Source organism: Pseudomonas sp. IAC-BECa141, from assembly GCF_020544405.1.
In the GTDB taxonomy this organism is placed as follows: domain Bacteria; phylum Pseudomonadota; class Gammaproteobacteria; order Pseudomonadales; family Pseudomonadaceae; genus Aquipseudomonas.
In genome coordinates, this window is sequence record NZ_CP065410.1 from 3,831,826 (window position 1) to 3,853,050 (window position 21,225).

At 57.8% G+C, this 21,225-nt stretch carries 19 protein-coding genes; 12 read left to right on the forward strand and 7 right to left on the reverse strand.

The window, feature by feature from the left end; all coding sequences use genetic code 11:
* The first annotated feature begins 97 nt into the window (after positions 1–97).
* Positions 98–316 (forward strand): translation initiation factor IF-1, encoded by a 219-nt coding sequence (gene infA, locus I5961_RS17460; protein WP_002553999.1) that lies wholly within the window; start codon positions 98–100, stop codon positions 314–316.
* Positions 317–480: 164 nt separating this feature from the next.
* On the opposite strand, the gene clpA is transcribed toward infA, so the two are convergent.
* Both clpA and clpS read right to left on the reverse strand, forming a co-directional pair.
* Positions 481–2,751 carry an ATP-dependent Clp protease ATP-binding subunit ClpA gene (gene clpA / locus I5961_RS17465; RefSeq protein ID WP_085699141.1) on the reverse strand — a complete coding sequence of 757 codons (2,271 nt, stop codon included), beginning with the start codon at positions 2,749–2,751 and terminating at the stop codon, positions 481–483.
* Positions 2,752–2,781: 30 nt separating this feature from the next.
* Positions 2,782–3,165, reverse strand: a complete 384-nt coding sequence (gene clpS, locus I5961_RS17470) for an ATP-dependent Clp protease adapter ClpS (protein WP_011334948.1) — start codon at positions 3,163–3,165, stop codon at positions 2,782–2,784.
* Positions 3,166–3,389: 224 nt separating this feature from the next.
* Between clpS and I5961_RS17475 the strand changes: the two genes are divergently transcribed.
* Positions 3,390–3,671 (forward strand): cold shock domain-containing protein, encoded by a 282-nt coding sequence (locus I5961_RS17475; protein WP_085699139.1) that lies wholly within the window; start codon positions 3,390–3,392, stop codon positions 3,669–3,671.
* A 78-nt stretch (positions 3,672–3,749) separates the two neighbouring features.
* Here I5961_RS17475 and icd read toward each other — a convergent pair whose 3' ends face one another.
* A complete protein-coding gene (icd, locus tag I5961_RS17480) occupies positions 3,750–5,006 on the reverse strand; it encodes an NADP-dependent isocitrate dehydrogenase (protein WP_085699137.1) in 1,257 nt (418 codons plus the stop codon).
* Between the two features lie 481 nt (positions 5,007–5,487).
* Between icd and I5961_RS17485 the strand changes: the two genes are divergently transcribed.
* From I5961_RS17485 to aceA, 10 genes are all read left to right on the forward strand, one after another.
* Positions 5,488–7,713, forward strand: coding sequence for an NADP-dependent isocitrate dehydrogenase (locus tag I5961_RS17485; protein ID WP_227232931.1), 2,226 nt, complete (start codon positions 5,488–5,490; stop codon positions 7,711–7,713).
* A gap of 411 nt (positions 7,714–8,124) precedes the next feature.
* Positions 8,125–8,790 carry a hypothetical protein gene (locus I5961_RS17490; RefSeq protein ID WP_227232932.1) on the forward strand — a complete coding sequence of 222 codons (666 nt, stop codon included), beginning with the start codon at positions 8,125–8,127 and terminating at the stop codon, positions 8,788–8,790.
* A 77-nt stretch (positions 8,791–8,867) separates the two neighbouring features.
* Positions 8,868–9,314 carry an NUDIX hydrolase gene (locus I5961_RS17495; RefSeq protein WP_085699131.1) on the forward strand — a complete coding sequence of 149 codons (447 nt, stop codon included), beginning with the start codon at positions 8,868–8,870 and terminating at the stop codon, positions 9,312–9,314.
* Positions 9,315–9,373: 59 nt separating this feature from the next.
* Complete coding sequence (gene mnmA / locus I5961_RS17500; protein ID WP_085699129.1) at positions 9,374–10,498, forward strand: tRNA 2-thiouridine(34) synthase MnmA; 1,125 nt, start codon at positions 9,374–9,376, stop codon at positions 10,496–10,498.
* Positions 10,495–11,118 carry a high frequency lysogenization protein HflD gene (gene hflD / locus I5961_RS17505; RefSeq protein ID WP_011334953.1) on the forward strand — a complete coding sequence of 208 codons (624 nt, stop codon included), beginning with the start codon at positions 10,495–10,497 and terminating at the stop codon, positions 11,116–11,118. The genes mnmA and hflD overlap by 4 nt, the downstream gene beginning before the upstream one ends.
* A 127-nt stretch (positions 11,119–11,245) precedes the next feature.
* Positions 11,246–12,616: an adenylosuccinate lyase gene (gene purB / locus I5961_RS17510; protein WP_085699127.1), complete on the forward strand. Its 1,371-nt coding sequence runs from the start codon at positions 11,246–11,248 to the stop codon at positions 12,614–12,616.
* A gap of 86 nt (positions 12,617–12,702) precedes the next feature.
* On the forward strand, positions 12,703–13,878 hold the full coding sequence (locus I5961_RS17515; RefSeq protein WP_085699125.1) for a cupin domain-containing protein: 1,176 nt from the start codon (positions 12,703–12,705) through the stop codon (positions 13,876–13,878).
* Entirely contained in the window at positions 13,871–14,296 is a 426-nt protein-coding gene (locus I5961_RS17520; protein WP_007951452.1) for a GNAT family N-acetyltransferase, read from the forward strand. The genes I5961_RS17515 and I5961_RS17520 overlap by 8 nt, the downstream gene beginning before the upstream one ends.
* Positions 14,297–14,428: 132 nt before the next feature.
* Positions 14,429–15,181, forward strand: coding sequence for a secretin N-terminal domain-containing protein (locus I5961_RS17525; RefSeq protein ID WP_227232933.1), 753 nt, complete (start codon positions 14,429–14,431; stop codon positions 15,179–15,181).
* 475 nt (positions 15,182–15,656) lie between these two features.
* Positions 15,657–16,982, forward strand: coding sequence for an isocitrate lyase (gene aceA, locus I5961_RS17530; RefSeq protein ID WP_039767419.1), 1,326 nt, complete (start codon positions 15,657–15,659; stop codon positions 16,980–16,982).
* Between the two features lie 135 nt (positions 16,983–17,117).
* Here aceA and I5961_RS17535 read toward each other — a convergent pair whose 3' ends face one another.
* The 4 genes from I5961_RS17535 to I5961_RS17550 are packed head-to-tail and all read right to left on the reverse strand — an operon-like array spanning position 17,118 to position 21,174.
* Positions 17,118–18,272 (reverse strand): MFS transporter, encoded by a 1,155-nt coding sequence (locus I5961_RS17535; protein ID WP_227232934.1) that lies wholly within the window; start codon positions 18,270–18,272, stop codon positions 17,118–17,120.
* A 46-nt stretch (positions 18,273–18,318) separates the two neighbouring features.
* Positions 18,319–19,464, reverse strand: coding sequence for a pyridoxal phosphate-dependent aminotransferase (locus I5961_RS17540; protein WP_227232935.1), 1,146 nt, complete (start codon positions 19,462–19,464; stop codon positions 18,319–18,321).
* Positions 19,461–20,204: a class II aldolase/adducin family protein gene (locus I5961_RS17545; RefSeq protein WP_085699119.1), complete on the reverse strand. Its 744-nt coding sequence runs from the start codon at positions 20,202–20,204 to the stop codon at positions 19,461–19,463. Before I5961_RS17545 ends, I5961_RS17540 begins: the two co-directional genes overlap by 4 nt.
* A complete protein-coding gene (locus tag I5961_RS17550) occupies positions 20,197–21,174 on the reverse strand; it encodes an NAD(P)-dependent oxidoreductase (protein WP_227232936.1) in 978 nt (325 codons plus the stop codon). Before I5961_RS17550 ends, I5961_RS17545 begins: the two co-directional genes overlap by 8 nt.
* Between the last annotated feature and the right edge of the window lie 51 nt (positions 21,175–21,225).

Here is a 21,225-nt window from a genome sequence, read left to right on the forward strand (position 1 = left end):
CCCTTGGCGTAAACCCCATTTTTCGGGCACAATGCACGCCGCTTTTGCCTGGCGCAGTTGCACCGGGCCATTCACTGGACACCGAGGGCTTTACTGCATGTCGAAAGAAGACAGCTTCGAAATGGAAGGCACTGTCGTCGACACCCTGCCAAACACCATGTTTCGCGTGGAATTGGAAAATGGGCACGTCGTAACCGCGCATATCTCCGGCAAGATGCGCAAGAACTACATTCGTATTCTTACCGGTGACAAAGTGCGCGTCGAGCTGACGCCCTATGACTTGAGCAAAGGGCGTATTACTTACCGCGCTCGCTAATCAAGTCAATACAGAACGCCCGGCTTAATGCCGGGCGTTTTTGTCTGTGCGTTTTTTGAGTTTGGGTGTATATCCGTTGCTGCGGTAACGGCTATACACCCAAAACCGCAGACAGCAAAAAGGCACCAAAAGGCGCCTTTCGCTTTACAACAGACCAACAACCATCAGGCCATTTCCGCAGTAGTCTCGAAGTCAAACGTCAGCTCACCATCCTTGATGTCGATGTGAACCACACCGCCATGCTCGGCCAGTTCGCCAAACAGAATCTCCTCCGCCAGCGGACGTTTGATCTTGTCCTGGATCAGACGCGCCATCGGACGAGCGCCCATGGCCGAATCGTAACCACCGGCCGCCAGCCAGCTGCGCGCCGCATCGGTAACTTCCAGAAGCACACGCTTGTCTTCCAGCTGCGCCTGAAGCTCGGTGAGGAACTTGTCCACCACGCTTTTGATGACCTCATGACTGAGGCGACCAAACTGAATGATGGTATCCAGACGGTTGCGGAATTCCGGCGTGAAGCTCTTCTTGATCACTTCCATCGCATCGGAGGAGTGGTCCTGATGGGTGAAACCGATCGAGGCACGCGCCGCCGTTTCAGCACCGGCGTTGGTGGTCATGATCACGATCACGTTGCGGAAATCCGCCTTGCGCCCGTTGTTGTCGGTCAGCGTACCGTGGTCCATCACCTGCAGCAGCAGGTTGAAGACTTCCGGATGCGCCTTCTCGATTTCATCGAGCAGCAATACGCAATGCGGTTGCTTGGTGATCGCCTCGGTCAACAGACCGCCCTGGTCGAAACCGACATAACCCGGAGGTGCACCGATCAGACGCGATACGGTGTGGCGCTCCATGTACTCGGACATGTCGAAGCGAACCAGCTCAATGCCCAAGGCCTTGGCCAGTTGACGCGCGGCTTCGGTTTTACCGACACCGGTCGGACCTGCAAACAGGAACGAACCGACAGGCTTGTCAGGCGACTTGAGACCGGCACGGGACAGTTTGATCGCGGTCGACAGCGAATCGATCGCCGCGTCCTGACCGAACACCGTCAGTTTCAGGTCACGCTCGAGGTTGCGCAGCAGTTCCTTGTCGGAGCTGGTGACATGCTTCGGAGGAATCCGCGCGATTTTCGCCACGATGTCCTCGACCTCAGACACTTCGATGCGCTTCACACGCTTCTCGACCGGTTGCAGACGCTGGAAAGCGCCAGCCTCGTCGATCACATCGATGGCCTTGTCCGGCATGTGCCGGTCATTGATGTAGCGCGAAGCCAGTTCCGCAGCGGCGCGCAGCGACTCATCGCTGTATTCGATGTTGTGGTGCTGTTCGAAACGACCTTTCAGGCCACGCAGGATACCGATGGTGTCTTCCACCGACGGCTCGACGACGTCGACCTTCTGGAAGCGCCGTGCCAGAGCACGGTCTTTTTCGAAAATGCCACGGAATTCCTGGAACGTGGTCGAGCCGATGCAGCGAATGTCGCCAGACGACAGCAGCGGCTTGAGCAGGTTCGAGGCATCCATCACGCCACCGGACGCAGCACCCGCACCGATAATGGTGTGGATTTCGTCGATGAACAGGATCGCCTGCGGACGTTTTTTCAGTTCGCTGAGCAACGCCTTGAAGCGCTTCTCGAAATCACCGCGATACTTGGTACCCGCGAGCAAAGCACCCAGATCAAGGGAATAAACGACGCTGTTGGCCAGCAGGTCCGGCACCTGGTTGTCGACGATGCGCTTGGCCAGGCCTTCGGCAATCGCGGTTTTACCCACGCCCGCCTCGCCTACCAGCAGCGGATTGTTCTTGCGACGACGCGCGAGAATCTGCGCCACACGCTCGACTTCCGTTTCACGCCCAACCAGCGGATCGATCCGGCCCTGGCGCGCGAGTTCGTTGAGATTGCTGGCATACGCATCCAGCGGATTGCCTGAAGAAGAAGACTCACCGCCCTCGTCGTCCTGCATATCTTGTTCACCTTCAGAGTGATCGCCATGCCCCGGCACTTTGGAAATGCCGTGAGCGATGTAATTGACGACATCAATGCGTGCAACGCTCTGCTGTTTCAGCAGGAACACCGCCTGACTCTCTTGCTCACTGAAGATTGCAACCAGCACGTTGGCGCCGGTCACTTCGCGCTTGCCCGAGCTCTGCACATGAAAGACAGCACGTTGCAGCACACGCTGGAAGCCCAGGGTTGGCTGGGTTTCGCGATCCTCGTCGTGGACGGGGATCAGTGGCGTGGTGGAGTCGATGAACTCCTGCAGGTCGTGCTTGAGTTTGTCGAGGTTTGCGCCGCAGGCACGCAATACAGTGGCGGCAGCCTCATTGTCCAATAGGGCCAGCAGCAGGTGTTCGACGGTCATGAATTCATGACGCTTCGAACGAGCCTCCTTGAAGGCAAGATTGAGGGTGACTTCGAGCTCGCGGTTTAACATAGCTTCACCTCATACCCAAGTGGTCGGCGATTAACCGTCCTTCTCGATTTCACAGAGTAGCGGATGCTGGCTTTCCCTGGCGTACTGGTTGACCTGCATGGCCTTTGTCTCGGCGATGTCGCGGGTAAACACTCCACATACTGCCCGCCCTTCTGTGTGGACGGCCAGCATGACCTTGGTCGCCAGCTCGCGATTCAGGTTAAAAAACACCTCGAGCACTTCGACGACGAAATCCATCGGTGTGTAGTCATCATTGAACAAAACCACCTTGTACATCGGCGGCGCCTGTAACGCGGGCTTTGCTTCCTGAACAGCAACGCCTGCCGAATCGTCGTCGTGCTCCTGTGGAAGATCCTTTTGGAGAAGCGGGCGATCCTGATTGAATGTTAGTCGAATCTGGCTGATTGCATGCATGGAAAGAAAGGTTCGTCAGTTGTGCAAATACAGTGGTGGGGGCGGCTTGACACGTTTTCAACTCCGACTGCCCGGTCACCTTGACTATCGGGAAAACGGTGTTACAACCAATAGAACCCACAGTGGGGAAAAAAGATCCGCGGAGTCAATCTTTTTAACGGATTCGACTGCGGATGAATTGGATGATACTCCAGCGATGGAGACTGTTGCAGAGGGATTTGAGCATGGCTGTCGGCAAGGTGAAATGGTTCAACAATGCCAAGGGGTTCGGTTTCATCAACACCGACTCCCGCGAGGGGAAGGACGAGGACGGCAAAGAGATCGATTTCTTTGCCCACTACTCCGCCATTGAAATGGACGGATACAAAACCCTCAAAGCCGGGCAAATCGTCAAATTCGAGATCGTGCAAGGGCCCAAAGGCCTGCATGCCACAAAAATTCAGAATGCCGACGCTGCAAAAGATGCCGCCTCGACCGCTGTTCAGCATCAGTCAGTGACCAGTTGAAGCAACACGGACACCTGCCAGAAAGCAAACCGCCCGGCTCGATCACTCGAGCCGGGCGGTTTCGTTGCAGCTGCCTTTTTACATGTGCTTGACGATCGCCTCACCGAAGCCCGAAGAAGATACCAGCGTGGCGCCTTCCATCAGACGTTCGAAGTCGTAGGTCACGGTTTTGGCCTTGATGGCGCCGTTGGTGCCCTTGATGATCAGGTCGGCCGCCTCGGTCCAGCCCAGGTGGCGCAGCATCATCTCCGCCGACAGAATCACCGAGCCCGGGTTGACCTGGTCCTTGCCGGCATATTTCGGCGCAGTACCGTGGGTCGCCTCGAACATGGCCACGGTGTCGGACAGGTTGGCACCCGGCGCGATACCGATACCGCCCACTTCCGCCGCCAGGGCGTCGGACAGGTAGTCACCGTTGAGATTGAGGGTGGCGATCACGTCGTATTCGGCCGGACGCAGCAGGATCTGCTGAAGCATGGCGTCGGCAATGGCGTCCTTGACGACGACTTCGCGGCCGGTTTTCGGGTTCTTGAACTTCATCCATGGGCCGCCATCCAGCAGCTCGGCGCCGAATTCTTCCTTCGCCACCTCGTAACCCCAGTCCTTGAAGGCACCTTCGGTGAATTTCATGATGTTGCCCTTGTGCACGATGGTCAGCGACTTGCGGTCGTTGTCCACCACGTACTGCAGGGCCTTGCGCACCAGACGCTTGGTGCCTTCCTTGGAAACAGGCTTGATGCCGATACCGCAATCCTGGTCGAAACGGATCTTGGTGACGCCCATTTCTTCTTTCAGGAACTTGATGACCTTGGTGGCCTCAGGCGAGCCGGCCTTCCATTCGATACCGGCATAAATGTCTTCGGAGTTCTCGCGGAAAATCACCATGTCGACGTCGCCAGGCTTTTTAACCGGGCTTGGCACGCCGTCGAACCACACCACCGGACGCAGGCAGACATAGAGATCGAGCTGTTGACGCAGGGCAACGTTGAGGGAGCGGATACCACCACCGACCGGAGTGGTCAGCGGGCCTTTGATGGAAACCACGTAATCCTTGACGGCGTCCAGGGTTTCCTGGGGCAGCCAGGTGTCCTGGTCATAAACCTGAGTTGCTTTTTCGCCAGCATAAACCTCCATCCAGGAAATCTTGCGCTTGCCCCCGTAGGCTTTTTCTACGGCAGCATCAACCACTTTGATCATCACAGGGCTGACGTCGACGCCAATGCCGTCACCTTCGATGAAGGGAATGATCGGGTTATCAGGGACATTGAGAGAATGGTCTGCATTGACGGTGATTTTGTCGCCGACGGCTGGAACCTGAATCTTCTTGTAACCCATGCTGAACTCCATTGTTTGGATTGAACATCTGGCTTGGTTCGAGCGTAACCCAGTTGAATCAACACGCAAACCCTCTGTTCCGGGCCCGACCACATCTCGTTTCGTACAAGCCTGAAAGCAAAGGGAAAAGCGCCAATCTCAAGCATTCACGGCGACTCTACGCCCCACCCCGCCCTGCGACCTTTAGACCAATGGACGAGAATCGTTGCATATGAACCATCGGCAGATTGCCAGCTACCTATGTATAATGCCGCCCGCTGACCAAAGGGTCACGACGGCTGGCCTCTCTAGCACGAGACTTTCCGCCTGATTGGTCGGGTTGTTACCGCAGTCCGACTGCTTGACGCTCTACTGATGCACCCAACATCACCGCGAAGATTCTCGACATTCGGTTCATGGATGACTTTGAACGAACGCGCTTACCCGGCGCCCCTCGAGTTTCTGCGCACGCTTTAGCAAAGAAGAGAGAGTTAATCCGAATATGCCCACCCGCTCGAAGATCATCTATACCTTCACCGACGAAGCTCCAGCCCTCGCCACCTATTCCCTGCTGCCGATCATCGAGGCTTACACCGCCTCGGCCGATATCGCCGTGGAAACCCGCGATATCTCTCTTGCAGCACGCATTCTGGCCAGCTTCCCCGAGCAACTGGGCGACAAAGCCGTAGCCGACCACCTCGCCGAACTGGGCGACCTGGCCGTTACGCCTGAAGCCAACATCATCAAGCTGCCGAACATCAGCGCCTCGGTTCCGCAGCTGCAAGCCGCGATCAAAGAACTGCAAGCCCAGGGCTACAACCTGCCGGACTACCCGGAAACCGTGACCAACGACGCCGAAAAAGAAGCCAAGGCGCGCTACGACAAGGTCAAGGGCAGCGCCGTGAACCCGGTCCTGCGTGAAGGCAACTCCGACCGTCGCGCTCCGCTGTCGGTCAAGAACTACGCTCGCAAGCACCCGCACAAAATGGGCGCCTGGGCCAAGGACTCCAAGTCCCACGTCGCTCACATGAGCACCGGTGATTTCTACGGCAGCGAAAAAGCTGCCCTGATCGACGCCGCTGACGCCGTGAAGATCGAGCTGATCGCCAAAGACGGCACCGCGACCGTCCTGAAAGAAAAAACCACCGTTCAGGCGGGCGAGATCCTTGACTGCTCCGTCATGAGCAAAAAGGCCCTGCGCGCGTTCATCGCCGCTGAAATCGACAGCGCCAAGCAACAAGGCGTGCTGCTGTCGGTTCACCTCAAAGCCACCATGATGAAGGTCTCCGACCCGATCATGTTCGGCCAGATCGTTGCCGAGTTCTACAAGGACGCCCTGACCAAGCACGCCGATGTGCTGGCCGAAATCGGCTTCAACCTGAACAACGGCATCGGCGACCTGTACGCCCGCATCAAATCCCTGCCGGCCGAACAGCAAGCCCAGATCGAAGCTGACATTCAAGCGGTCTACGCCGTTCGTCCGTCGCTGGCGATGGTCAACTCCGACAAAGGCATTACCAACCTGCACGTGCCGAGCGACGTCATCGTCGACGCCTCGATGCCGGCCATGATCCGTGACTCCGGCAAGATGTGGGGCACCGACGGCCAGTTGCACGACACCAAGGCTGTGATCCCGGATCGTTGCTACGCCACCATCTACCAGGCCGTGATCGAAGATTGCAAAGCCAATGGCGCTTTCGATCCAACCACCATGGGCAGCGTGCCAAACGTTGGCCTGATGGCTAAAAAGGCTGAAGAATACGGCTCCCACGACAAGACCTTCCAGATCAAGGCCGACGGCGTGGTTCGCGTGACCGACAGCAAAGGCTCCCTGCTGATGGAGCAGGCTGTTGAAGCCGGCGACATCTTCCGCATGTGCCAGACCAAAGACGCGCCGATCCAGGACTGGGTCAAACTGGCCGTCAATCGTGCTCGCGCAAGCAGCACCCCGGCCATTTTCTGGCTGGACCCGATGCGCGCCCACGACGGCGTGGTGATCGAGAAGGTTCAGGCTTACCTGAAGGATCACGACACCGCCGGTCTGGACATCCAGATCATGTCGCCGGTCGACGCCATGAAGTACACCCTGCAGCGCACCCGCGAAGGCAAGGACACCATCTCGGTGACCGGCAACGTACTGCGTGACTACCTGACCGACCTGTTCCCGATCATGGAACTGGGCACCAGCGCCAAGATGCTGTCGATCGTGCCGCTGATGAACGGTGGTGGTCTGTTCGAAACCGGCGCTGGCGGTTCCGCGCCCAAGCACGTGCAGCAACTGGTCGAAGAGAACTTCCTGCGCTGGGATTCGCTGGGTGAATTCCTGGCCCTGGCCGCTTCTCTCGAGCACCTGGGTGTTAACTACAACAACCCGAAAGCGCTGGTTCTGTCCAAGACCCTGGACCAGGCCACTGGCCAGTTCCTGGACAACAACAAGTCGCCATCGCGCAAAGTCGGCAACATCGACAACCGCGGCAGCCACTTCTACCTGGCGATGTACTGGGCTCAAGCCCTGGCCGCCCAGACTGAAGACGCTGCACTGCAAGCGCAGTTCGCGACTCTGGCCAAGACCCTGACCGAGAACGAAGCGACCATCGTCGCCGAGCTCAATGCCGTTCAAGGCAAGCCAGTGGACATCGGCGGTTACTACCACGCCAATGCCGAGCTGATCAGCAAGGCCATGCGCCCAAGCGCAACCCTCAACGCGGCGATTGCTGCGCTGGTATAAGGTTGTAAAGGGAACTTCACAAACCCCGGCCATGCGCCGGGGTTTGTTTTTTTCAAAAGGTTGAAATTTTGTTTTCGGTCTTACTTACCCCCCCGAGAATCGAGCGCCTTATTCCACATCGTCGCAATGGACGATCGCAAAAAAGCATAATCAACTGTCAAAGTTGACAGGTCACAAGACTCGAGCAAGCCACTAATCTCAGAACACTCGAAATAAAATATCTGCCACCTCACTCACGCTCCCGATAACACAAAACACCGAAATAGCCGGCCGGCCATTACTCCGGAATCAATAATAAAAAACGAGCGAGTCGAATCAACACCTTGCATCCCCGATGCAGACATCCGAGCCCAACAAAAACTTTGAGAGACAACTTTTTCAGATACCTTTAAACCTCGCAAGGAGATAAAAATGAAACCGTCGAGCCTACTCACCAGCTTTGCATTGGCCGCACTTATATCTTCAGCATCTGCCGACACTCTCTCATGGAATGACCCGGCAATCAGTGATGGACCATGCACTGACCCTCCCGCCCTCCAGGTCCCTATGCAACTCTTCAACACTCTGAAAGGCCTGCCACAAGGTTTCAGAGTTTATTTACCTTTTGGAAATCAGGCGTATTACCGCTGGATCCATCAAAAAATAAATGGTGGCATGGCTGCGACAGACGAATCCCAGATTCTGGCAACCAAACCCCGGGTGACTTTCCCGGACTTGCTGGCACCCATATTTTGGGCAGTGGGAAAAGTTGATGTCTACGATCACAACCCCGTCGATAAATGGTATTACGTACAAGCCATCCCCAAGAATCTCATCGCCACAGACTTGAGTGTCAACATTGTCAATCCAAGTCCAGGATCTGCGCCTTATGGATTTGGAGGCACGAACATTCCATCTCGGTATATTTGGGCGGACCCCTACGCACTTGTCGAGTGGCACTGCTTTGCGGGCAACGTTCAAGTCTTTAATGTAATTTCATTAATACCCGCACTTACGAACGAACAGATTTCAAAAATCTCGACTTTCCTGAAAAGTTATGGCTTTCAATCAAAAAACTTTATGAGCATGCCTTATTAAGCAGACTTGCATGAATCGGTTGAGGACTACGACGCCTTGTTGTTTACTTGCGCCCCTCCCCCGAGCAAGAGCAGTCCATGAACTGGCAACCCCACATCACCGTCGCTACCATCGTCGAGGACAACGGTCGTTTCCTGATGGTCGAGGAACACAAGGCCGGGCGTAACGTGCTCAATCAGCCTGCCGGCCATCTGGATCCGGACGAAACCCTGATCGAAGCCGCCGTGCGCGAAACCCTCGAAGAAACCGGCTGGGATGTCGAACCCACCGCCGTGATCGGCATTTATCTGTACACCGCACCGAGCAACGGCGTGACTTACCAACGCGTGTGCTTCAGCGCCAAAGCCGTCAAGCACCACCCGGATTATCAACTGGACGACGGCATCGTCGGCGCCAAGTGGCTGACCCGCGACGAATTATTGGCCCAGCGCGATAACTGGCGCAGCGAGCTGATCATCCGTTGCATCGATGATTATCTGGCCGGCAATCGCTTCGGCCTCGAACTGATCCGCCCTTCCCTTTAGCCTTGAGGGCGTGAGCCTGATAGAATCGCGTCCTTTTTCAAGACACTCATTGAATCCCTATGCGTGATCCAGCCCCTTCTGACACATCCAAGAAGCGCGTCATTGTCGGCATGTCCGGCGGCGTGGACTCTTCCGTTTCCGCTCTCCTGCTGATCGAGCAGGGCTATGAAGTGGAAGGCCTGTTCATGAAGAACTGGGAAGAAGACGACGGAACGGAATACTGCACCGCCATGGACGACCTGGCGGATGCACAGGCCGTGTGCGACAAGATCGGTATCAAGCTGCACACCGCCAACTTCGCCGCCGAGTACTGGGACAACGTGTTCGAGCACTTCCTGGCCGAATACAAGGCCGGCCGCACGCCGAACCCGGACATCCTGTGCAACCGCGAGATCAAGTTCAAGGCGTTCCTCGACTACGCCATGATGCTCGGCGCGGACCTGATCGCCACCGGTCACTACGTGCGCCGCCGCGACATCGATGGCCGCACCGAACTGCTCAAGGGCCTGGATCCGAACAAGGATCAGAGCTACTTCCTGCACGCTGTCGGCGGTGAACAGATCGCCAAGACCCTGTTCCCGGTCGGCGAGCTGGAAAAACCGGAAGTCCGTGCCATTGCCGAGAAATACGAGCTGGCGACCGCCAAGAAGAAGGATTCCACCGGGATCTGCTTCATCGGCGAGCGCCGTTTCAGCGATTTCCTCAAGCAATACCTGCCGGCACAGCCGGGCGAGATCAAGACCACCGAAGGCGAAGTCATCGGCCGTCACCACGGCTTGATGTATCACACCATCGGCCAGCGCCAAGGCCTGGGCATCGGCGGACTGAAAGACGCTGGCGACGAGCCGTGGTACGTGCTGCGCAAGGATCTGGACACCAACGAGCTGATCGTCGGCCAGGGCAACAACCATCCGTGGCTGTTCTCCAGCGCCCTGCTCGCTTCGGAAATCTATTGGGTCAACCCGATCGATCTGAGCCAGCCGCTGCGCCTGACTGCCAAGGTCCGTTATCGCCAGAGCGATCAGGCCTGCACCCTGGAAAAAACCGCAACCGGTTATCGCGCCGTGTTCGACGAGCCGCAACGCGCGGTCACGCCGGGCCAGTCGGTGGTGTTCTATGACGGAGAAATCTGCCTCGGTGGCGGCGTGATCGAAGTTGCCGAGCCGTGGAGCGGCCTGGCATGAGCCCGACTCAGGAGCAACTGACGGCGCTGGGCGGCGTGTTTCTCGCCGCCGTGCTGGTGGACCGGATCGCCAAGACCGGCCAGACCAACGAGGCCGGCCTGAGCTGCATGCTCGGCAGTCTGCTGGTTCGCGACCCGAAAGACACCCTGGATGTGTACGGCGGCGACGATATCAACCTGCGCGAAGGTTACCGCGCGCTGATCGGCGCCCTCGAGCGCGATCCGAGCACCTTGCAGCGCGAACCGCTGCGCTACGCGTTGTCGATGCTTGGCCTCGAGCGACAGCTGGCCAAACGCGACGACATGCTCGATGTGATCGGCAAGCGTTTGCCGCAGATCCAGTCGCAGGTCGAGCATTTCGGCCCGGCCCACGAAAACGTGATCGCGGCCTGCGGCGCGCTGTATCAGGACACCCTGAGCACGTTGCGCCAACGCATTCAGGTGCACGGCGACATGCGCAATCTGCAGCAGCCGAGCAATGCCTCGAAGATCCGCGCCCTGTTGCTCGCCGGCATTCGCTCGGCACGCCTGTGGCGTCAGCTCGGCGGTCATCGCTGGCAGTTGGTCGTGAGTCGGCGCAAGTTGCTCAAAGAGCTGTATCCGTTGATGCGCAGCGAGTAAATCGCCGCGCAATAAAAGCCTTGTAGGCTGTAACGCGTAATACGCCGGTCAGTTGGCGACGGACCGGCGGATTTTTTCATGTATGATACGCGCCCCATTTCGTTGCCCGACTGTCCGAGAACACCCCATGCAGCTCTCTTCGCTCACTGCGGTTTCCCCTGTTGACGGCCGCTACGCCGGCAAAACCCAGGCCCTGCGCCCGATTTTCAGCGAGTACGGTCTGATCCGTGCCCGCGTTCTGGTTGAAGTGCGCTGGCTCCAGCGCCTGGCCGCTCACGCCGGCATCCCGGAAGTGCCAGCCTTCTCCGCCGAAGCCAACGCCGTTCTGAATGAACTGGCCGAGAACTTCTCTCTCGAGCACGCCGAGCGCGTCAAAGAGATCGAGCGCACCACCAACCACGACGTAAAAGCGATCGAATACCTGCTAAAAGAGCAGGCGGCCAAGCTGCCGGAGCTGGCCAAGGTCAGCGAGTTCATCCACTTTGCCTGCACCAGCGAGGACATCAACAACCTGTCCCACGCCCTGATGTTGCGCGAAGGCCGTGACGACGTGATGCTGCCGCTGATGCGCCAGACTGCCAACGCCATCCGCGAACTGGCCCTGCGTTTCGCCGACGTGCCAATGTTGTCGCGCACCCACGGCCAGCCGGCTTCGCCGACCACTCTGGGCAAAGAGCTGGCGAACGTGGTTTATCGTCTCGAGCGGCAGATCGCGCAGGTCGCTGCCGTTCCGCTGCTGGGCAAGATCAACGGCGCTGTCGGCAACTACAACGCTCACCTGTCGGCCTATCCGCAGATCGACTGGGAAGCCAACGCCCGCGCCTTCATCGAAGACGAGCTGGGTCTGGCCTTCAACCCGTACACCACGCAGATCGAGCCGCACGACTACATCGCCGAGCTGTTCGACGCCATTGCGCGCTTCAACACCATCCTGATCGACTTTGACCGTGACATCTGGGGCTACATCTCCCTGGGTTACTTCAAGCAGCGCACCATCGCCGGTGAAATCGGTTCGTCGACCATGCCGCACAAGGTCAACCCGATCGACTTCGAAAACTCCGAAGGCAACCTGGGCATCGCCAACGCGCTGTTCCAGCATCTGGCGAGCAAACTGCCAATCTCCCGCTGGCAGCGCGACCTGACCGACTCCACCGTGCTGCGCAACCTCGGTGTCGGCTTCGCCCACAGCGTGATCGCGTACGAAGCAAGCCTCAAAGGCATCAGCAAGCTTGAACTGAACGCTGACAAGATCGCTGCCGACCTGGACGCTTGCTGGGAAGTCCTGGCCGAGCCGATCCAGACCGTGATGCGCCGCTACAACATCGAAAACCCGTACGAGAAGCTGAAAGAACTGACTCGCGGCAAGGGCATCAGCCCTGAAGCCCTGCAGACTTTCATCGACGGCCTGGACATGCCGGCCGAAGCGAAAGCCGAGCTCAAGCAACTGACCCCGGCCAACTACATCGGCAACGCTGTAGCGCAAGCCAAACGCATCTGATCGACTGCTTGACCCGTTTGAGACGCCCGGCCGCGCCGGGCGTTTTTATTCCCGTCTGAAAAATGCTTTTTTTCAATAGGTTACATATGAATCCCGATATTCCTCTTCAACTTCTGGGTGGTCTTACGGCGCGCGAATTCATGCGCGATTACTGGCAGAAAAAACCACTGCTGATCCGCCAGGCGATCCCTGATTTCGAAAGCCCGATCGACGCCGACGAACTCGCCGGCCTGGCCCTGGAAGAAGAAGTCGAATCGCGCCTGGTGATCGAGCACGGCGAGCGACCTTGGGAACTGCGTCGCGGCCCGTTCGCCGAAGACGAATTCAGCAAGCTGCCGGAGCGCGACTGGACCCTGCTGGTGCAAGCGGTCGATCAGTTCGTGCCGGAAGTCAGCGAGCTGCTGGAAAACTTCCGCTTCCTGCCGAGCTGGCGCGTCGACGACGTGATGATCAGCTTCGCCGCCCCGGGTGGCAGCGTCGGCCCGCATTTCGACAACTACGACGTGTTCCTGCTGCAAGGCCACGGCAAGCGCAACTGGAAAATCGGCCAGATGTGCGATTCGGAAAGCCCGCTGCTGCAACACGCAGACCTGCGCATCCTCGCCGAATTCCACGAGACCGAAGAGTGGGTCCTGGAACCGGGCGACATGCTCTACCTGCCGCCGCGCCTGGCTCACTGCGGCGTTGCCGTCGATGACTGCATGACCTACTCGGTCGGCTTCCGCGCACCAAGCGCCGCTGAAGTACTGACCCACTTCACCGACTTCCTCAGCCAGTTCCTGACTGACGAAGAGCGCTACACCGACGCCGACGCCAAACCGGTCAGCGACGATCCACATCAGATCCAGCACGATGCCCTCGATCGTCTGAAAGCGCTGCTCGCCGAGCACATGAGCGACGAACGCCTGTTGCTGACCTGGTTCGGCCAGTACATGACCGAGCCGCGCTATCCAGAGCTGGTGGTAGGCCCGGAAGAAGTCGAGGAAGAAGACCTTCTCGGTGCGCTCGAAGACGGCGCCATCCTGATCCGCAACCCGAGCGCGCGCCTGGCGTGGTCGGACGTCGATGACGATCTGCTGCTGTTCGCCAGCGGCCAGAGCCGATACCTGCCGGGCAAGCTGCGTGAATTGCTGAAGCTGATCTGCTCCGCCGACGCCCTGCACACCGACAACCTTGGTGAGTGGCTGAGCGACGAAGACGGTCGCGGCCTGCTGTGCGAACTGGTCAAACAGGGCAGTCTGGGGTTCGCCGACGATGAATAAGATTCGCGTACGTGTTGCAGACTGGCAAAAGGACAACGCCGAGATCCGCCGCATTCGCGAAACGGTGTTCATTGCCGAACAATCGGTTCCACCCGAGCTTGAGTGGGACGCCGATGACGCCACGGCGGTGCATTTCCTGGCTTTCGAAGGCGACTTTCCGATCGGCACCGCCCGCCTTTTGCCCGACGGGCATGTTGGCCGGGTTTCGGTACTGAAGGACTGGCGCGGGCTGAAGGTCGGCGATGCGCTGATGCAAGCGGTGATTGCCGAAGCGGAAGCGCGTGGCTTGAAGCAGCAGATGCTCAGCGCGCAGGTGCAGGCCACGGCGTTCTATGAGCGCCTGGGTTTCAACCTGGTCAGCGAGGAATTCCTCGAAGCCGGGATTCCGCATGTCGACATGGTTCGCCATTCGGCATAACGCTTGATGAGCACCACAAAACGCCCCGCCATCGACCGATGCCGGGGCGTTTTGCTGTCTACGATTCAACTTGCCCCACCCCGGGCCGACAAACTGGCAATATCAAGCCTTTCGAAAGCGGAGATAACGGACATGTCCCTACGCACCCTGCTCACCACCCTGCTGCTCGGCTGCAGTTTTTCGGTGATGGCAGCCACAGAAATCGTTCCCCTCAAGCACCACACCAGTGCCGACATGCTGCCAGTCGCTCAGGACTTCATCGGTAAGGACGGCCAGGTCAGCGCCTACGGCAACCAACTGATCGTCAAGGCCGAGCCCGGCAAAATCGAAGAGCTCAAGGATTTGCTCTCGCAACTCGACACCGCACCCAAGCGCCTGCTGATCACGGTCGATACCAACGAAAACAACGGGCGTGGCGACGAAGGCTATTCGGTCAACGGCGCGCAGACCCGCATCATCAGCCGCAGCACTGCCAGCCGAGACGGCGGAATTCAGCAGATTCAAGCCAGCGAAGGTGCGCCGGCGCTGATTCAGGTCGGCCAGAGCGTACCGATCACCAGCAGCCAGACCAACTCGTACGGCGATTACAGCAGCCAGACCCAATATCGCAACGTCACACAGGGGTTCTACGTCACCGCCAGCGTCACTGGCGAAACCGTTCATCTGGCAATCAGTACCAACCGTGACCGCATGAGCCAGGAACGTCCCGATGTAGTGAACGTGCAAAGCACCGACACAACTGTCACCGGACGACTGGGCGAATGGATCACCCTTGCCGGCGTGAATCGCCAGACTCAAGCCGACAAACAAGGTCTGGCCCGCAGCTACTCGACTCAAGGCCGGGATGACATGACCTTGCGGGTGAAAGTCGACACACTGGACTAAAGCACCAAAAACTGACTGGTTAGTCGTATTAGACGAAAGATGTAGTGCTTTAAAAAAAGCACTACAAAATGTTTGACGAGCCAAAAAAGCGAAGGCATGATGGCCTCGCTCCCGCTAATCAGAGGCCCTGGCAAGGGCCTTCGAAGCGCTGCTCGCAACCATCCCCGCGAGCCGTTTCGTGTCTGTACCGCCCACAAGGTGTGTTTGACGAGGTTGCCGACTGGAACGAAGTTGTCCCGAGGGACGGAAGCGTAATTAGGTAACCCGGCTTTACACTGTAGTTCGCATAAAGGCCCACGACACCCGAATGCGCCCACCAGTTGCCTTTACCTGCTCACTTCCCCTCGAGCCCATCGTTCATCCCGTCGCCTGCCCCGCCGAACCCGACCTGACCACCTAAGCTTCTGGTCAGCGAGCGCAAGGAATTTTCCACCGCAGAACAACTTTTCATAAAGACGCGACGAGGTTTATCTCCATGGCACTGACACGCGAACAGCAAATTGCAGCCCTTGAAAAAGACTGGGCTGAAAACCCGCGCTGGAAAGGCGTGACTCGCAATTACTCCGCTGCTGACGTCGTCCGTCTGCGTGGCTCGGTTCAACCAGAGCACACCTTTGCAAAAATGGGCGCCGAAAAACTGTGGAACCTGGTCACCCAGGGTGCCAAGCCGTCCTTCCGCCCAGAGAAAGATTTCGTCAACTGCATGGGCGCCCTGACCGGCGGCCAGGCTGTTCAACAGGTGAAAGCCGGTATCCAGGCGATCTACCTGTCGGGCTGGCAAGTCGCTGCGGACAACAACTCCGCCGAATCGATGTACCCGGACCAGTCGCTGTACCCGGTGGACTCGGTTCCAACCGTGGTCAAGCGCATCAACAACTCGTTCCGTCGTGCCGACCAGATTCAGTGGAAAGCCGGCAAGAACCCGGGCGACGAAGGCTACATCGACTACTTCGCGCCAATCGTGGCTGACGCCGAAGCCGGTTTCGGCGGCGTACTGAATGCCTACGAGCTGATGAAGAGCATGATCGAAGCAGGCGCCGCCGGCGTTCACTTCGAAGACCAACTGGCTTCCGTGAAGAAATGCGGCCACATGGGCGGCAAGGTTCTGGTTCCAACCCAGGAAGCCGTGCAGAAGCTGACCGCCGCTCGTCTGGCTGCCGATGTGGCCGGTGTACCGACCATCATCCTGGCCCGCACCGACGCCAACGCCGCCGACCTGCTGACTTCCGACTGCGACCCGTACGACCAGCCTTTCGTGACTGGCACCCGTACCCAGGAAGGTTTCTACAAGGTTCGCGCAGGTCTGGACCAGGCAATCGCCCGTGGTCTGGCCTACGCACCGTACGCCGACCTGATCTGGTGCGAAACCGCCAAGCCAGACCTGGAAGAAGCCCGTCGCTTCGCCGAAGCGATCAAAAAGGAATACCCGGACCAGATCCTGTCGTACAACTGCTCGCCTTCCTTCAACTGGAAGAAAAACCTGGACGACGCGACCATCGCCAAGTTCCAGCGCGAACTGTCCGCCATGGGTTACAAGCACCAGTTCATCACCCTGGCCGGCATTCACAACATGTGGCACAGCATGTTCAACCTGGCGCACGACTACGCCCGCAACGACATGACTGCCTACGTGAAGCTGCAAGAGCAGGAATTCGCTGACGCCGCCAAGGGTTACACCTTCGTGGCTCACCAGCAGGAAGTGGGCACCGGTTACTTCGACGACATGACCACCGTGATCCAGGGCGGCACGTCCTCGGTGACTGCGCTGACCGGTTCGACCGAAGAAGAACAGTTCCACTGATCGACTTCACCAAGTAAACGGCCTTTGCGGACCGTTTAGAAAGCTAACCGCATTGCCGAAAGACTGACGCCCCGACTGGTTCGGGGCGTTTTTTTACTCGCGCTTTCACCATCACTGCCATTTAAACAGGCCATTTCAGACTGCAGTCGCATAGCGGCTCTTTCTGGTAGCAAGTAAAAGACAAGCGCTTCCGAACAAAATGCCCACCAGCCCGTAGACACTCCAGCTCAACTGGAAACCGATCCCGGCGATCAAAGAGGCGCCGATGCCCACAGAAACCATCCTCGCCAACGCCAGCACTACAGGAATTATCGAAAACAGACTGGCCTGGGTTTGCAACGTGGTTTTCTGCGCAATCAACGCAGTGATGTAGGTAACACCGAGAATCTCACCCAGCGTCCAGAGGAAAACAAACGAGAGGATCAGTGCGGTTTGCTCGAAAAAGGCATAGGCTCCAAATCCGATACCGTAAAAAACCGCCGCCAGGGACAAATTGGTCAGCGCCCCGAAACGCGACGTCAATGCAATCAGAGGCTGCGTCACCACGACCACCAGCAATGCATTGACGATACCTACCGCACCAAACAGCCCGGCGGCCTTCCCCACCGTCACCTGATCAAGCCATAGAGGCAGCTGATACTCGCGCTGGGCATCCAGCACCGACAACGCAAAAAACATGGCGCCCGCCACGATCACGATCCTTGGCACATCGGCCAGTGCGCGAATGGAAGCACTTCTGGTTTCAGTTAAAACATTCTGACGCTCCGGCAACACCAGAAACACACTCGCCAACAGGCACAACACACTGGCAACCATCGCAAACAGCACCAGATAGTGACTGTCGAGACCGAGCAAGTACCCACCCATCACAAATAGCAGCGCTCCCCCCAGATTGCTGGCCAGGTGCAGATAACCAAAGGAGGCGATGCGATTGCTGTCGTCCGCGGCCAGGGACGTAAGCACACTGAATACCGGCGTGATCAGGCCTGCGCACAGCATGAACAACAGCACCATCGCAATTGATGCGATCGTTGAACTGAATACGGCAGCGAACAACAAAAACAGTGATGAACAGGACGACGTACAGATCAAAAGTGCCCGGAAGGTAAAACGACCGATCAGCGCTCCACCCAACAGATTACCCAGCAGATAAAATGCCGACATCAGCGTGATCACCCAGGCCACCGCCGCGCTGTCGAGCTCGTAATGCCGCTGGAAAAACAATGCCGCAAAAGGCCCCAATGCGTTGGCCATGACGAACAGCAAGCGCAGCGCAATGATATTGCGCATCCCTGCCGCCAGACCGATCCTTTTCAGCCATCTCCTCATATGAGCATCACCGCGATGCTCCGCCAGTGCGCAGCTTTGGTCTTCCGGCAATCCAGCGTTCTATTTTCACATCGCTCAAACAAGCCGCGCCGCCGCTCCCGCGCAATATCGCCATCAGCAATAGTTTGAGATCCGACGATGAAGGGACAGCCACCCGCAGTAAATTGTCGAGCAGGCCAAAACTGTGCGGGTATTGCGAGCAGTTGCTTACGCGGATATTGGCCTGAGCGAAAGCGCTGGCCAGACGACCGTCGTGCTCATCCTGCAGCAGCAGAAAGTTCGTGTCGCTCTCATAGACGACGATCGCGTTGGCCCGACAGACTTCGATTATTTCAGTCTTGATCTGCGCAAGATGATCGTGCGCCTGCTGCAAGACTTTCTGATTCTGCAAACAGAACAGCCCGGCTTTCACCGCTACATGGTTCACATCCCATGGGCCACGCACTTTCATCAGTTCACGTATGGATTCCGGTCGCGTGACCACATACCCCAGGCGCAACCCGGCAAGACCGAAGTACTTGGAAAACGAACGAATCACAAACAACTGCCTGACCGCACTGAATGCATCCAGACAAGATTGTTGCAAATACTCGAAATAACATTCGTCCACGATCATCGGTTTGTCTTGCCTGACACAAGCCTCGACGAACACCTGCAATTGCTCTGGATCGATGCGAACACCCAGTGGATTGTTGGGGTTGCACAGGATCAGCCCTTGGCTGGTTTGCAGGGACTGGAGTACCGCCTCGGTGGACAGCACGAATTTTTCGGCCTGTTTTTCAAACCCCACGATCACGGGAGCCACACCGTTTACGTCGAGCATCTGGTAATAAAAGGAAAAAACCGGAGACGGCACCACCACCCGATCCCCTGGCGAAAACAGTAACCGAATCACCAGATCGATGGCCTGATCCGCGCCATTGGTCAGCAGCAAACGGTCGGTGGAGACCTTGCAGTACTGTGCGAGCTGGTTAAGGAGCGGCCGGTAATTGGGATAGGCGAACAGATCCTGGGGCTTCAATTCGTTGGCGATGAACCCTGCCAGAAACCTTTGTAAAAACTGGTTTTCGTTCAAATCCAGCAACACCGATGAAAGATCGCGCTCCGGCGCCTTCCATAATCCGGAACATGAGATGTGAGGGTGAAACTTCATTTGCGCATCCCTCCATAGATCACCTGCTCGCCAAGCGCATACATCTGCCTGACCTCTTCGTGACTGGCATACACCACCGATTTCCCCGTGGCGGCCGATAGAAACTGGCTGGTAATCAAGCGGCTGATTTCGGCAGTGAATGCCACGGCGCGATGAAACGCCTCCGACAGGTCGCGGCCAAAACAGGTAATGCCATGACCGGGCATGACAATGCAGTTGGTGTCACCCGCGCAGCGGGCAATGGCACTGACATCCAGCTCGATATTCACACCTTCGCCGAGAATGCACGGTGGTTTGCCCATGACCAATGCCGTGTCGTTCGACACGTATTTCATCTCACGCCACTGCGAGACAGCGAAGAAGGAAATGACTTCATTGGGATGCAGATGCACCGTCGCATTGACATCGGCGCGACAGCGCATGATTTCCCGATGCATCCGGTGCCCCTGGCTGGGCCGGAAACAACCGTGCAAAAGCTCATCGGATTGCATGTCCAGCACCGACAAATGCTCAAGCCCGCACTCTTCCAGAGAGATGCCGCGGTGTTTGGTGTAGATCACGTCGCGTTGCCAGTACGGAGAGCGGCTGCGTACAGCGATATTGCCCAGCGTATTGACCAGTAGTTGTCGCGCCGCCAGCCGCTGACCGTATTGAACAATGCTGTTGCCGATCGCCATGTCGAACCAAGGTGGCAACCCGGCTCGGGACGATTCAAATCCCGCACGTTTCAATTCAGGCATATCCGTCTGCCTCCCGCGATACACAATCGGAATTGACCACAGTTTCGACTGTTTTCCCCTGTAACAGAGCCAGCAGGGTTTCCAGGGCATTGGCTTTGAGTTGGGCCAGAGAGCGCTCGCTGTAAAAAGCGGCATGCGGCGTTAATAACACCCGCTCATGCTCGATCAAGGCCTGGAGAGGAGCAGGCTCTTCCTGCACGACATCCAGCAGAGCCATGGACACGCCCCCTGCCTGCAAGGCCCGAAGCAGCGCATCGGTGTCGACGATGCCACCTCGCGCGGTATTGACTAAGGTCGCACCGTGCTTCATCCGTGAAAATGCCGCGTCGTTCATAAGATGTGCAGTGTCCGGGGTAAGCGGCAGATGCAGCGACAGAATATCGGCCGTTTCGAGCAGCGAATCCAGCGTCACGCCCGTGGCAATGCCTTCGGCACAGCGCTCGACCCCGGGGTCGTAAAAACAGATGCGGTAACCCAGGGCCGCCGCCCTGCGGGCCAACGCTCGCCCTGTTGCACCATAACCCACGACTCCCAGAACGGTGTCTGCACAGGCTCTCACTTCACCGGTATGGGCTCGCCAGTTCCAGCCTCCCTGGCGGGTGTGTCCCGCGTAGTCGAACAGCTTGCGCTGGGCAAAAAGGATCAATGCCAAGGCGTGCTCGGCAACTTCCTCCACCCCTACAGAACCGATGTTGGCGCACACAATGCCTCGCGCGCTCAACGCCTCGACGTCCACATCATCAAGGCCGATCGTGGCCTTAACCAATGCGCGGCAACGATGCATTCTGGCGATCAGCGGCGCGTCGATGACCACCGAATGAAAGGCGATGATGCCGTCGGCTTTGGCCAGTTGTTCATCCGAGGGCCGGAACGTCACCTCCACGCCGTAGTGTCGATACTCCGACCCCGGGCCATATTCCCCGGGGTCGACGTAGTTCACTCGCTGCGAATCGATCATCAAAATATTCATGGGCATCCTTTTCCTTCCTGCGTCGTTGGCACTGCTGATTCAAAACGTTGC